A 14,722-nucleotide genomic window follows, 5' to 3' on the forward strand; every position below is an offset into this window, starting at 1 on the left:
GAACACGCATTAGAAGAGGTTGTTAAATCACCCCGCATTGGAGCACTTAGAAAGAATAGGAGAAGTTCGCATGAAGCAATATTTAAGGCAAATTCATCCCTTGGCATGGACGATCATTGTCGGTACCATGTTTGGACGTCTTGTGACGTCAATGAGTATCCCGTTTCTATCCATCTATCTGACACGTGTACTGGAGGCGACCCCAACCCAGACCGGTATTACTGTTGCGGTCAGCTCGCTGGCAGGTGTGATGGTCAGCTTTTATGGAGGTTATATCTCGGACCGGATCGGTCGCAAAATCGTGATGTTAGTCTCGGTATTTAGCTGGGCAGGTGTGTTTTTCATCTTTTCAGCAGCAGAGCATCTATGGGTGTTCTTTGTGGCCAATACGTTAAACGGATTATGCCGCGCAGTATTTGAGCCCACCTCGAGAGCGCTGTTATCGGATATTACTTCTCCGCAGAACAAATTGCTGGTATTCAACCTCAGATATGCTGCGATTAATCTTGGTGTAGTATTTGGGCCAATTATCGGCTTTCAGTTGGGATCATCAGAATCGACATTTCCGTTTGTGATTTCCGGTATGGTATACATAGCCTATGGACTTGTATTATTTCTGCAATTCAAGCTACAGCATGCCAATCTGCCCGAGCGTCACCAGGCTACCGCACCACGTTTGCGTGAAGCGCTCATGACCACCGGTCGCGACCGGGTATTCCTGCCGGTGTTGATTGGTACCACATTTTGTGTGTTGGGTTACGGACATTTCAGTTCTACGTTGGCACAGTACTTGGCGAGGAGTCCGATTTTTGAGAATGGGAGTCAGATGTTCTCCTACATGCTCTCCCTGAACGCCGTGACGGTACTGATTATTCAGTATCCACTGGTGCGAACTTTCCGAAACTTTCCACCTCTGGTGCCCCTGATTGTGGGTAACCTGCTGGTCGCAACCAGCCTGATGATGGTCGGAATTGCTGAAGGTGTACTCATGATGATGATGAGTGTCATACTATTTACCATTGGGGAAGTGCTGTTGTTCACGATGATGGATATGCTCATTGACCGAATTGCGAAGCCGGAATGGAAGGGGACGTATTTCGGGACGATCGGTTTCAATAATATCGGTAGTGTCATTGCTCCTGTCATGGGCGGGTTGCTGTTAAGTCAATTTGGAGCGGAGAATGGACTCGCCGTATTTGTACCGATTGCGCTGACGACTGCACTCGGAGTACCTTTTCTTCTGATAGCACATAGACGTCTTGTCTCCAGAGAGAAGCATACAGAACCTCCATCATTGAGTATGTAGGGAAACGTAGAAGTTTAATGACATGAATTAAATAACAATTAAGTTAAAATTATCTTGACGGATGTTAATTCAGCGAATACAATAAACAACAAATATGTGAAGCGGGTGGGATGATGACTATGTTTATGCCGAACCAGATTTCGAATCGATAACTGAATACGCATAAGCATAGTGACATTAATCCAATTTTTTGCAATGATCGCGTTGGGACAGTCATGTTTGTGCACTCCTGTCGTGGACGCTCATCATTATTGCGATGCAGAGGAGAATTGGGGAAATGCGGTGCATTTCATTCGATCTCTTTTGGCTACAAGCTGTAGATGAACATTAGTTCATCTATGGCTTTTTTGCATGCATTCCACCAATCCGTTCACATGGAAAGGAGCGTTTGGAGCGTTATTTTATAAAAAACCAACTTGTTAAAAAGGAGAATGTACAATGGTCAACTTACGTTCTACATATCAATTATGGGCGGGAAATACCGATTTTAATGTCATTATGTATGACTCATCCTAGTGGGGATAACAGCGATCGGAAGGTTATTCTGTCATCGTAGTCACAGTGCAATGTTCTTTATTTCATTTTATATAAATAAACCGATGAAGAGGTGGGACCTGTGCCCAAAACAGAAAAACGCTCCATGTCATGGCTGCTGCGCTATCTGAAACCAGTCAAAGGCCGATTGGCCTTGCTTGTGATGATGTTGTTAACCTCAACAGGGTTACAGCTTCTGAATCCACAGATTATCAAACGATTTATCGATACAGCGGCGAGTGGCGGAGTCCTCACCAATCTCATTCAGCTTGCAGGAATATTTCTGGTTGTCGCCGTGTTTAATCAACTCATCACGGTAGCGGTCAGTTATCTGGGGAATGATGTGGCCTGGAGGGCTACGAATCAACTGCGCGGAGATTTACTGAAACACTGTCTGCGTCTCGATATGCGTTTTCATAATGTGAAAACACCCGGCGAGATGATTGAACGTGTGGATGGTGACGTAACGAGTATCTCCAATTTTTTCGCGATGTTCATTGTGCAAGTGATCGGGAGTTTTGTACTGCTGGCCGGAATTCTCGGATTCATGTTCAGCGTCAACGTGCCTATTGCTTTGGTCATGACCGTGTTCACATTGTTATCGATCCTGTTCATGGTCTTCATCCGAAATCTGGGCGTGGATTCTTCCAAAAACGAGCGGGCGGCCAGTGCTACCCTGTTCGGATTAATTGAAGAACGCATTGCCGGGATTGAGGATGTGCAAGCGAATGGTCATGTGCCTTATGTGATGAACCGTTTTTACCGCACGATGCGCACCGTATTCCGTAAGGGGAGAAAAGCCTGGCTGCTTCGAGTTATTCCCTGGAATACCACAGTAGTTTTGTTCGCTCTGGCAGTAACTGCAGTACTTTTGCTGGGTGTACATTACTATATGGAAGGTCTAATTAGCATCGGAACATTATTTCTGATCTACCAATATACACAGATGCTGAATGATCCAATTGAAATGCTTGGAGATCAGGTGCAAGAGTTCCAAAAAGCAAAATCAGGCATGCTCCGCTCCAGAGAGCTGTTGTCCATGCAGAGTGTAATTGAAGAGGGCACAGAGGAGCAAATGCCTGAAGGACCACTTGGTCTGGAGTTCAGTCAGGTTCACTTCAGTTATAACCAGGATAAACCTGTATTACAGGACATTAATTTTGCAATTAAGCCTGGTGAACGTCTGGGTATTATTGGTCGCACAGGTAGCGGCAAATCGAGTCTAAGTCGTGTTCTTCTCCGCCTGTATAATCTGGATCGCGGTACGATACGTGTGGGTGGAAAAGATATCACGAAGCTTTCTTTACCAGCGCTCTATCGCCGGGTGGGTATGGTGACACAGGATGTGCAGCTGTTTGATGGCACGCTGCGTGACAATCTGACCCTGTTCAATGGGGATGTATCGGATCATATGATCAAGGAGACGACGGATCGCCTTGGACTTAGCCAATGGATTGATTCACAACCCGAAGGACTTGATACGTATCTTGCAGCAGGTGGAGCTTCATTGTCGGCAGGGGAAGCACAGTTATTTGCCTTAACCCGCGTATTCCTGACCGAACCGAGTCTGGTTATTCTGGATGAGCCTTCGTCGCGTCTGGATGCTGCGACCGAAGGTATGCTGCAATCTGCAATTGACCAGTTAATGAAACAATCCACCGGAGTCATCATTGCACACCGACTGGCTACGCTGGAGAAAGTTGACCGGATTATGGTGCTTGGAGATGGCAAGGTGCTGGAATTTGGAGCAAGAGAAGAACTTGCCAGTAACCCGGCATCCCATTATGCCAGACTGCTCATTACAGGCCGAGAGGAGGAATTGGCATGACTGTAACAGGGTTTATCGGCCGTTTGTTTCAATTCAGGCCTTTGTTATTTGTGATCAACGGATTGTTATGGTGTATATTTCATTCCTTGCCGTTAGCCATCGGGATCGGGATGCAGTGGTTTTTTGATCGGACGACAGCGGGTTCCAATGACTACATGTGGCTTGCTGTGCCGCTGATCTTTATTGCTTTGGTCCGAATGGCACGGGTGGGCACATTTTTTGTAGCGTTCTATGCGTGGGTTACCTATTTGTATCATATTCAAGCCATTTTACGTACAAATATGCTCGCAGCTATCATGCGCTGGCCGGGGCGTAATCTTCCGGCTTCACCAGGGGAGGCGATGAGTCGCTTTCGGGATGATGTGGATGAAGTCGTCGAGTATGTGGAATCATGGGTAGATTTCTGGGGGCGGCTCGTATTTGCTATCGTGTCCATTATCATCATGGCGAACATTAATTGGCAGATTACGTTGGTTGCCGTACTGCCACTGGTGGTCGTAACCTTACTCAACAATCTGTCCGGGAATCGGGCTCGAAAGTATGCACAGGTTAATCGCGAAGCGACCGGGCGAATTACCAGTTTTATTGCGGAAACGTTTGGAGCCGTTCAAGCCCTGAAACTGGGTCAGGCCGAAGAGAATGTCTCTACGCGATTTAACCAGCTAAATGAAAGTCGTCGCCAAGCTGCACTTCGGGATAATCTGTTCAAGCAGTGGATGAGATCATTGAATCAGCATGTTCTGAGTATCTGTACTGGATTGATTCTACTGATGTGTGCCGCTGAGATGAAAGCAGGAAACTTTACTGTCGGTGATTTTGCCTTGTTCACTAGTTATCTTGCCAATATCGGATTTAGCATTTCACTGTTTGGCTATATGGTGTTTCAGCACAAAAGGCTCAAGGTGTCCTATGATCGTATGCGTAAGCTATTCCGCCCAGGGGAAGAAGACCAGATCATGGATTCGAGAGAGATCTATCTGTATGAAGATCCGCCGGAGCTTGTACGTGAGCAGAGAGACCCCCGGGAGAAATTGCAAACTCTTGAGGTGAATAAGCTGACTTATCAATATCCGAATTCTGCAAATGGCATAGAAGAGATCAGTTTCCGTCTGAAACGCGGACAATTTCTGGTCATCACGGGTCGGATCGGATCAGGTAAATCAACGCTCGTACGAACACTTCTTGGACTGTTACCCAAGCAAAAAGGGGACATTCACTGGAATGGAGCGGCTGTTGATCCAGCCACATTCCTGATGCCGCCTAGAGCAGCGTATACCCCGCAAGTGCCAAGACTGTTTAGTGATACGTTGAAAGAAAATATCGTCCAGGGTAAACAGGGTAACACCGAGCAAGCCCTAGAAAAAGCCATTCGTCTGGCTGTGATGGAGAAGGATATCAAACATCTGGATCAGGGGCTTGAGACCCCGGTTGGTCCAAGAGGGGTGATGCTGTCAGGCGGGCAGATTCAGCGCGCGGCCACAGGACGCATGTTAATGACGGAGGCGGACCTGTTTATCTTTGATGACCTGTCCAGTGCACTGGATGTGGAGACAGAACAACAAGTATGGGAAGGTCTGTTCCAAGAGCCGGATGTCACCTGCATCGCAGTTTCTCACCGCAGGGCAGCACTTTCCAAAGCAGATCACATTATCGTGATGAAAGATGGACGCATTGAAGCCGAGGGAAGTTTGGCCGAATTGCTTGCCACCAATGAAGAGATGCAGCTGCTGTGGCAAGGGGAACAAACCCCCGCCAAAGTTGGATAGCTTTAAAAATTTAGCAAAGATAATAAAAAAGCAAAAAAGCAAAAAAGCCTTACAGACGACTCCTTGAAAGAGTACAGTCTGTAAGGCTTTTTATCGTTATAACGAGTGGAACGATGGAATATTTTTATCTCATCATTTGAGCAATCAAGGAATACGCAATGATGACCAGGAAAATAATAGTGATATGGTTAATGGAGAAGATAAACATCCGTTTGGACCACTTTTCCGTTTCTTTCTTATCAAAGGTAGCCACACTAAGAATGAGCCAGGCCAAGCTAACCAAAAATGCCACAATAGCGACAAATGGACTCATCGGCCAGAATAAAAAGCTGGAGATCAATAACAGTACCAGATACACATTCGTCTGAATGTATGTCCGTCTAATGCCTTTAACGACAGGCAGCATGGGAACGCCAGCAGCCTTGTATTCGTCAAAACGACGAATCGCAATCCCGTAGAAGTGAGGCATTTGCCATAAGAGCATCGTAACGACCAATGCCCAGATCTCAAAATGACCCAGTTCCGGTGAAATGGCTGCCCAACCGATTAGCGGAGGCACAGCACCCGAAAGACTTCCAACTTCCGTGTTGTAGATCGTTGTACGTTTGGTCCACATCGTGTAAGGGAACACGTAAAGCAACAGACCCAAAATACCAAATACGGCAGCGGATGGAGAAGCGATGTACAGCATGATGCCCCCGATGATGGTGATTGCAATACCGAGAATCAGACCCGACTTGGTATCTACGCGTCCCGTAACTGTAGGACGCTTCTTCGTACGTTCCATGATCGCATCGATATCACGATCATATAGATTGTTAAACACCCCTGCAGCTCCAATAATGAGAGAAGACCCAATAAAGGAAAGGATGATTGGTACAATATTAGCTAAGATTGAAGCATCAAATACATATAAAGCCAAACTTAAACCCGCAAACATGGCGATCAGGTTGGACTTGATGATTCCGATTTTGATCGTATCGAAGAAAACTTTCGGAATCGAGCTATACTCCAGGCTGATATTGGTCTGTGAACCATTATTCAATGTTTTCAAGAACTCACTTCCTATATCTATACTTATATATTATGTTGCTATTATACCATTCAATACACTATGTGATTTAATTAACGTTTTAGTATTTAAAATAATGTCATCTGATTGTGAACAATTTAAAAACAAGGTTTTTTTTAATTGTTAAATAATTATTTCTGTGTTACAGGAGAAGATTTGCATGTCATCTCGATGTGCTGTAAAGGAAAGAAGAATAAATCTCTTGCAATATGCTTATGATTTATATATTGTAGATATAAGATATCTTTAATAGTCTTATTTAGAGAGCTTACTAATCTCTGATTTCAATTTTCTCTAAGAGAAGAGGAAGTTATTTTTTAAAGCTCAATTGGAGATATTAAATATCTGGAAAGGGTGTATAATTAATATGAATAAACTCTTGGATGTACTTATTATTGGTGGAGGACCAGCGGGGCTGAATGCAGCACTTGTACTCGGCAGGGCCCGCAAGAACGTGGTGGTCATTGACGATGAGACACCTCGAAACTGGGTTACAAGGGAGACTCATGGGTTTGTGACAAGAGATGGGGCCAGTCCACGTGAATTCCGCAAAGCAGCCAAAGAACAGATTGCAGCGTATCCTTCAGTTCAATTTGCATCCGATACGGCAACAGCGATAACAGGTAGCGATGGTGATTTTGTAGTCAAGACTGCACAGGGTGCAAGCTATCGCACGAAAAAGATTTTGTTTGCGGTAGGTAAGAAAGATCTGCCCTTGGATATTAACGGATTAACAGAGGTTTACGGCAAAAGTGCTTTTGTGTGTCCGTATTGTGATGGATGGGAGTTAAGAGACCAATCGCTGGTCATCATCGTAAGTGGAGATAAGGCATTACATATGGCAAAAGTCATATCCGGCTGGACAGAACGTTATACGATCTGTACGAATGGATCAGGTTCATTAACCGATGAACAGCATGAAGAACTGAAGCAGCATAATGTTACTGTGTTCGATGCACCAGTTCAATCCATTGACTCAGAAGAGGGGATGGTAAAGCAAGTTGTCCTGAATGACGGTACAGCGATTCCGTGTACGGGTATCTTCTTCCAACCCAAACTGTTTACCGGATCAGAGCTGCCGAAGGCCATCGGTTGTGAAATAACGGATTCAGGGACGGTTATCGTTGATGAATCTGGCAAAACATCCGTAGCGGGTGTATTCAGTGCTGGTGATGCGGCATCCGAGATGTATCAGGCAATCACGGCTGCTTCTCTGGGGGCGTTGTCTGCGGTAAGCATGAATAATGAATTGAATTTCGAGAAGTGGGAGAGCTAAGTCACCATTAAATCAAATTAAAAAGCGTCATAGTACCATAGCGTCAAAGGTTCATAAATTAGGGGATTGCATATGCAATCCTCTATTTGTAGTTGTTCAACCTAAACGTTGAACAGTTCCAATGCAAGTAATTCAGGCAGAAGAAAATTTGATTTTAAATTAATTTTGGTTTATTGTATTATCAAATGATATTATTATCTATCAATTATATAACTATTAAAGGAGAGATCACCTATGATTGAAAGCAAAACAGCCGCTAAACGGCTAACGGATACCTTAATCCATGGCGCACAGACAAGGGGTGATCATCATGAGTGATGCAACTTACATTCCACAGCCTAAAATGTATGGACCCCTTGGCAATCTGCCTTTGATTGATAAAGATAAACCAACGCTATCGCTAGGTGTTCTGGCTGAACAGCATGGACCAATATATCGACTTACCGTTCCCGGTTATTCCGGTTTAATCGTATCTGGACCAGATCTAGTCGCTGAGTTATGCGATGTGTCCCGTTTTGACAAGTTTGTATACAATGAACTCGAAAACGTACGTGCCTTTGGAGGCGATGGTTTATTCACAAGCAGAACATCGGAGCCCAACTGGAAAAAGGCCCATAACATTCTACTTCCTACCTTCAGCAAACAGGTCATGAAAGGTTATCATCCCATGATGGTTGATATTGCCGAACAGTTGATCAACAAGTGGGCACGCCTCAATTCCAATGATACGATTGATGTTGCGGATGATATGACACGCCTTACGTTGGATACCATTGGACTATGTGGATTCAATTATCGGTTTAACAGTTTTTACAGGCAGGACCACAGTCCTTTTATTGAAAGCATGGTTCGGGCATTAAATGAAGCTATGCAGAAGAGTTCACGTTTGAAAATTCAGAATCTGCTTATGGTGAAAACCAAACGACAGTTTCAGGAGGATATTCAGACGATGTTCTCTCTGGTAGATCAGATTATAGAGGAACGTAAAGCGAGTTCAGCACCTGGAGAGGTCGACTTACTCGCACGTATGCTGAATGGCAAAGATCCGGAGACTGGTGAAATGCTGGATGATGAGAACATACGTTATCAGATTATTACGTTTCTCATTGCCGGACATGAAACCACGAGTGGTCTATTATCTTTTGCTCTTTACTTTCTACTGAAAAATCCGGAATCGCTCCAAAAGGCGTATGACGAGGTGGATCAGATATTGGTCAGTGACTCACCACAGTACGAGGAAATTCTTCAGCTTCCATATATTCGCATGATTCTTAGTGAATCGTTACGTCTCTGGCCAACCGCTCCGGGATTTGACGTATATGCCAAAGAAGACACCGTCATAGGTGGCAAATATCCCTTAAAGAAAGGGGAAAGTTGCAGTATTCTTCTGCCCCAGCTTCACCGTGACAGAGAGGCCTGGGGAGAGGATGCGGAGCTTTTCCGTCCGGAGCGATTTGAAGATACGACGAAAGTGCCTCATCATGCGTATAAACCTTTTGGTAATGGGGAGAGAGCATGTATCGGTATGCAGTTTGCTTTATATGAAGCAACACTTGTGCTTGGTATGGTCCTCAAACATTTTGAGCTGATCGATTATAGCAACTATGAGTTGGATGTTAAACAGACGCTGACGTTGAAGCCGGGAGACTTCCGAATCCAGGTGAAAGCGCGCGCGGCTTCGCAAACGATGAATAAGGCTACTGTATATGCAGAACAGAAACCTGCTCCTGTTGTTCATAAAAATGTAGCAAGTGACAGCCAGACGGGAGAAAATGTGGTCGTTGAAGCAAATGGTAACCCATCGCTGCTGGTGTTATATGGTTCCAATCTGGGAACGGCAGAAGGCATTGCCAGAGAGCTTGCGGAGAAAGGGCGTTCGTATGGAATCCCAAGCGAAGCAGCTTCTCTGAATGAGTGGGTTGGCCGCTTACCCCGCCAAGGTGTCGTTCTTATCGTCACTGCTTCGTATAACGGAAAACCACCGCAAAATGCTACGGCATTTGTAGACTGGTTGAAGGAAGCAGAGTCAGAGGAAGCACGGGATGTGAACTATGCCGTTCTGGGCTGTGGAGATCGGAGCTGGTCCGGGACGTATCAGAGCATTCCGCGATTGATGGATGAGAAGCTTGAAGAATTGGGAGGTAAAAGACTGTTATCCCGCGGTGAAGCCGATGCCGGAGGTGATATGGAGAAGCAAGTTGAAGCGTGGCAGCACATGTTGTGGCCTCAGGTGTTGAGTGCTTTGGGGATTAATGCGGAAGTCGTGAAGCCATCCATGCCAAGCACAAGCAGACTTCAAATGGAGTTTGTCCGCGAGAAAGCGGAGATGCCGCTTGCAAGAACTTATGACGCCAGCTATGCCACGGTTGTGGTGAATCAAGAGCTTCAGGAGTTGGGAAGTGGGAGAAGCACACGTCACATTGAGGTGGTACTGCCTGAAGGCATGAGTTATAGAGAAGGCGACCATCTCGGTGTGTTACCTGGCAACCAGAAGGAGACCGTGGATCGGATACTCAGTCGATTCGGACTAAGTGGGGATGTTCAAATCCAATTAACTTCGGACGTCAGCCACCTTACACACCTTCCACTGAATCGTCCCGTCAAGGTGCATGAGTTGCTGCGTCACTGTGTGGAATTGCAGACGCCTGTTACCCGAACACAGTTGCAGGAGTTAGCTAAGCATACGGTATGCCCGCCTCATATGCGTGAACTGGAAGGCATGTTGGACGAAAACAGCTACAGGAATTATATTCTTGCCAATAGAATCACCATGCTGGAACTGCTAGAAAAGTATGAGGCGTGTGAGCTGCCATTTGAAACGTTCCTTGAACTGTTACCTCCCCTCAAGCCCAGATATTATTCAATATCCAGCTCGCCAAGCCTGAATTCCGAGCAAGCGAGCATAACGGTATCGGTAGTAAGAGAGCCTGCATGGAGCGGCAAAGGTGAATACCAGGGAGTTGCTTCATCGTACCTCGCCGGTTGTCAATCCGGAGAACGTATTTTGATGTTTGTACGCACGCCTGAATCCGGTTTTCATCTGTCGGAAGAGGCTGATGTTCCGATGATCATGGTGGGACCGGGGACAGGGGTTGCACCGTTCAGAGGTTTCCTCCAGGCAAGAGCTGTCATGAAACAGAGAGGTTTGCCACTGAGTGAGGCGCATTTGTTCTTTGGGTGCAGGAATGATTCAGATTTCATATATCGTCAGGAGCTTGAACAATACGAACGAGAAGGGATTGTTAAGCTTCACACTGCTTTTTCTCGTGCTGAGGGCAAGCCCAAAACGTATGTACAGCATTTAATGAAAGAGGATTCCGAGCAGTTGCTTCACATGTTGACGAACAAAGGAAAACTCTACGTATGCGGGGATGGAAGCCAGATGGCTCCTGCGGTGGAAGAGACTTTGCGGCAAGCGTATCAGGAAGTGCAGGGAGCAACATTGCAGGAAGCGAAAGACTGGCTCATTCAGCTTCAGGCCGAAGGACGCTATGTGCAAGACGTGTGGGCAGGTAAAAGAAGAACTGAATCTCCTCAAGCTGTGCATCAGGAGATCCATTAAGATGAAGAAGACTTCAATATTTATTGTACACAGTCCTTAAAATACTCATGCCGTGCTGATAATCAGCCGCTTAATTTGGAGCCCTGCATCCAAATTAGCGGCTGATCTAATGATTAGACCAAGTGCAGCCGTTTGGTTTATTTTCTTGCTTCTGAACTGTTAACGTTTACATTAAAATTTGAAATAAAAATGATTGACAGTACTGATCTGAACAAGTTTAATTATATAGACCGATTGTTATAATTATTTGAAGGAAGTGGCTTTCGTTGAGTGAAAAGTCTAATGCTAGAGAGTCCATTGTCAGCACAGCAGCGAGACTGTTTTTTTCACAAGGATATCATGCGACCGGTCTGAATCAGATCATCAAGGAGAGTAGTACGCCTAAAGGGTCGTTGTATCATTATTTCCCGCAAGGCAAGGAAGAGCTCGCGCACGAGTGTATTCAAAAAGCCAATGAACATATCCTGCAAAAGTTTGAAGAAACCTTCGCAGCCCATGACAATACGGCAGATGGTATTCAGCGATTCATACACGATATGGCTCATGAAACGGAAGCAGCTGGTTTTACCGGATTCCTTCCATTCAGCTTCTGGGCAGCCGTGGAGACATCCTGTATCAGCCATCAGCTACGCATTGCCTGTCAGGGTGTATTTGCAGGTTGGCAGGATGTCATTACGAAACATCTGATCTTGGATGGTATTGGTGAAGAGAAGGCGCGGGAGACATCACTTCTGGTCATTTCTTTGATGGAGGGAGCACTGATTATCAGCCTGACGAATCAGGATAAACAGCCTCTGCTGACGGCTGCTGATTATTTGTCGGTTGTGGCGAAAAATGCCAGACAGATTCAATAAGTTATACCAAGAGACAGAGAAAAAGAAGTTCGATACGTTTGAGGAGGATGGGATCGTGGAGGTTTCCATGAAGGCTGATTCTGCACAGAATCAAGAAGAAACAAAGCAATACAAGGTATTTCCGATTTTGTTCGCCATGCTGCTGAGCGGCTTTATTGGCCTGTTTGGAGAAACGGCATTAAATGTGGCATTGACGCCACTTATGACTCTACTGGAAGTAGGTCCTACAACGATTCAATGGTTAACCACAGGTTACTTGCTTGTGTTGGGAATCCTGGTGCCGGTATCGGGTATGCTGTTGCAATGGTTTACCACAAGACAGCTGTTTACAACATCCTTGATTTTCTCGATTGCAGGAACGTTTGTTGCTGCACTAGCACCTAGTTTCGAAATTCTGTTGGTGGCACGGGTACTGCAGGCGATAGGTACAGCGCTATTGTTGCCACTGATGTTTAACACCATATTGGTTATTTTCCCGATTGAAAAACGTGGCGCGGCCATGGGCTTGATCGGTTTGGTTATCATGTTTGCACCAGCAAGCGGTCCGAGTATCTCCGGTCTGATTCTGGCTAATCTGAGCTGGCACTGGATCTTCTGGATTTCCTTGCCGTTCTTCCTGATCTCACTGGTATGCGGGTTGCTGTTCTTGCCGAATATTTCGAAATTGACCAAGCCCAAAATTGATGTATTCTCCATCATTCTATCTACAGTGGGCTTTGGCGGTATCGTATATGGCTTCAGTAGCGCAGGAGGACATGGAGAAACTGGCGGCGGCTGGACAAGTCCGGTTGTTATCTCCACTATCGTCATTGGTGCACTCTCCTTGTTGTTATTCAGCATCCGTCAACTAAGAATGAAACAGCCAATGATGGATCTGCGAGCGTTTAAATATCCGATGTTTACAATTGGCTTGATCCTCATTTTCATCTGTATGATGATGATGCTGTCATCCATGCTGATCCTGCCAATGTATCTGCAACAAGGTATGGCCGTTACAGCGTTAACTGCCGGACTGGTTCTATTGCCGGGCAGTTTGCTGAACGGTTTATTGTCTCCGGTGATGGGTCGACTGTTTGACAAGTTTGGTCCGAAGTGGCTTGTAATTATTGGTCTGGCTGTCGTGACGGTTGTACTCTTCATGTACACTGGAATTACACCAACAACGACCCTGGCCAAAATTATTACGCTGCATGTGTTCATGATGGTCGGCATTTCGATGATTATGATGCCTGCACAGACCAATGGTTTGAACCAGTTGCCTCGTGAGTATTATCCCCACGGTACTGCCATCATGAATACGTTGCAACAGGTATCCGGAGCGATTGGTACGGCTGTTGCGGTAAGTATACTGAGCGCAGGACAATCCCGCTTTTTGAGCGGAGTGGCGAATCCGGAAAGTCCTGAGAATCAACTGGCAGGTTTCACGTCAGGTGTACAGAATGCGTTTGTATTTGCATTGGTACTGTCGATTATCGGTCTGATTACTTCACTCTTCGTGAAACGGGTCAAAGTAGGATCAACGCCAGGACAGCAAGGTCCTATGCATTAATACACCGTAACAACCTGGTATTAGATAAGAGCGATGGGTTCCCTACTATGGGGGACTCATCGCTTTTTTACTTTTAGGAGTGGTCTTGTTTTTTTGTGTTGACGTGAAACGGGTTTCAGCAATTAAAGTGAAATTATGACCGAATTGCCTGGTTCTAAGAATGAATTTCAGAGCAAATACTTCATGTTCCGGGAATATTGTATATGTTCATACTAATATAAACAGGTAATATAGAATGTATTACTACGATTTTGAACTATTTCGAAAACGATTTATATTTTATCACTACTCAAGGAGACATCGTTATGATAATCATCAATTCCATTGAAGATACCATTGCAAAGATGCTGCTGCATTATGAAAAGAATGGTCATCTGACCTTACAAGCTTCTCTGATCAGTAATCGTTCGGTTGTATATAGATTGCAAGATTACTGTATCAAGGTATATGCTTCACGTGCAAGATTGGATGGAGAAATGGAAAGTGAAGCTCTCCGGTCATTGCAAGGCAATACGTATGCACCCAAATTGTATGCGTATTCGCCAGGGGAGTACACGCTGACTGAATGGATTGAAGCATTCAGCCTGAAACAGTATCGTGCGAAGTATGGATACGTTCCTCACAACTTAATATACGATATGTTCACGACAGAACTTCAGCAGATTCATGCTGGATACTGGGACTGGGATGTCATCCGATACGAGAATTTGCTCTGGACGGAGACAGGAGATGTGAAAAGAACAGACTTTTGGTTGTGTGAACCTGTAAGGTCCAGGCGTGAGAGTCTGTATAAGGAAGTAATTCAGAGAATTGAGAACATCTACAATGGGGATCGAGACGAAATGGAGGCGATGGAGCATTACTTTTATCGTCACCAGTTGACTTCATCAGAGATCGAACAAGCTTTCAGCGATTTCAGGTCCCAACGGCCAAGACTGGCGATAGCACAATAATGTTCATAGCCAAAACCCCAAA

The 14,722-nt window shown here is 45.3% G+C and carries 9 protein-coding genes; 8 read left to right on the top strand and 1 reads right to left on the bottom strand.

What is annotated here, in order from left to right; genetic code table 11:
* Window positions 1-70 precede the first annotated feature (70 nt).
* The 3 genes from AC1S8V_RS13500 (at window position 71) to AC1S8V_RS13510 (ending at window position 5,434) form a co-directional block, all read left to right on the top strand.
* Window positions 71-1,306 (top strand): MDR family MFS transporter, encoded by a 1,236-nt coding sequence (locus tag AC1S8V_RS13500; protein WP_482074012.1) that lies wholly within the window; start codon window positions 71-73, stop codon window positions 1,304-1,306.
* A gap of 616 nt (window positions 1,307-1,922) precedes the next feature.
* On the top strand, window positions 1,923-3,668 hold the full coding sequence (locus AC1S8V_RS13505) for an ABC transporter ATP-binding protein (protein ID WP_482074013.1): 1,746 nt from the start codon (window positions 1,923-1,925) through the stop codon (window positions 3,666-3,668).
* Complete coding sequence (locus AC1S8V_RS13510) at window positions 3,665-5,434, top strand: ABC transporter ATP-binding protein (protein WP_482074014.1); 1,770 nt, start codon at window positions 3,665-3,667, stop codon at window positions 5,432-5,434. Before AC1S8V_RS13505 ends, AC1S8V_RS13510 begins: the two co-directional genes overlap by 4 nt.
* Window positions 5,435-5,558: 124 nt before the next feature.
* Here AC1S8V_RS13510 and cyoE read toward each other — a convergent pair whose 3' ends face one another.
* A complete protein-coding gene (gene cyoE / locus AC1S8V_RS13515) occupies window positions 5,559-6,488 on the bottom strand; it encodes a heme o synthase (RefSeq protein WP_036608378.1) in 930 nt (309 codons plus the stop codon).
* A gap of 385 nt (window positions 6,489-6,873) precedes the next feature.
* On the opposite strand from cyoE, the gene AC1S8V_RS13520 reads away from it, so the two are divergent.
* The 5 genes from AC1S8V_RS13520 (at window position 6,874) to AC1S8V_RS13540 (ending at window position 14,700) form a co-directional block, all read left to right on the top strand.
* Window positions 6,874-7,782, top strand: coding sequence for an NAD(P)/FAD-dependent oxidoreductase (locus AC1S8V_RS13520; protein WP_482074015.1), 909 nt, complete (start codon window positions 6,874-6,876; stop codon window positions 7,780-7,782).
* A gap of 310 nt (window positions 7,783-8,092) precedes the next feature.
* On the top strand, window positions 8,093-11,344 hold the full coding sequence (locus AC1S8V_RS13525; protein ID WP_482074016.1) for a bifunctional cytochrome P450/NADPH--P450 reductase: 3,252 nt from the start codon (window positions 8,093-8,095) through the stop codon (window positions 11,342-11,344).
* 266 nt (window positions 11,345-11,610) lie between these two features.
* On the top strand, window positions 11,611-12,198 hold the full coding sequence (locus AC1S8V_RS13530) for a TetR/AcrR family transcriptional regulator (RefSeq protein WP_482074017.1): 588 nt from the start codon (window positions 11,611-11,613) through the stop codon (window positions 12,196-12,198).
* Between the two features lie 67 nt (window positions 12,199-12,265).
* A complete protein-coding gene (locus AC1S8V_RS13535; RefSeq protein WP_482074477.1) occupies window positions 12,266-13,747 on the top strand; it encodes a DHA2 family efflux MFS transporter permease subunit in 1,482 nt (493 codons plus the stop codon).
* A 305-nt stretch (window positions 13,748-14,052) separates the two neighbouring features.
* On the top strand, window positions 14,053-14,700 hold the full coding sequence (locus AC1S8V_RS13540; protein ID WP_482074018.1) for a hypothetical protein: 648 nt from the start codon (window positions 14,053-14,055) through the stop codon (window positions 14,698-14,700).
* Window positions 14,701-14,722 lie beyond the last annotated feature (22 nt).

Source organism: Paenibacillus sp. B46(2026) (genome assembly GCF_056786355.1).

Bases quoted from the DNA above. Each gene is read 5' to 3' on its own strand.
- AC1S8V_RS13500 (WP_482074012.1), top strand. From the start codon at position 71: ATGAAGCAATATTTAAGGCAAATTCATCCCTTGGCATGGACGATCATT.
- AC1S8V_RS13510 (WP_482074014.1), top strand. From the start codon at position 3,665: ATGACTGTAACAGGGTTTATCGGCCGTTTGTTTCAATTCAGGCCTTTG.
- AC1S8V_RS13520 (WP_482074015.1), top strand. From the start codon at position 6,874: ATGAATAAACTCTTGGATGTACTTATTATTGGTGGAGGACCAGCGGGG.
- AC1S8V_RS13525 (WP_482074016.1), top strand. From the start codon at position 8,093: ATGAGTGATGCAACTTACATTCCACAGCCTAAAATGTATGGACCCCTT.
- AC1S8V_RS13535 (WP_482074477.1), top strand. From the start codon at position 12,266: ATGAAGGCTGATTCTGCACAGAATCAAGAAGAAACAAAGCAATACAAG.
- AC1S8V_RS13540 (WP_482074018.1), top strand. From the start codon at position 14,053: ATGATAATCATCAATTCCATTGAAGATACCATTGCAAAGATGCTGCTG.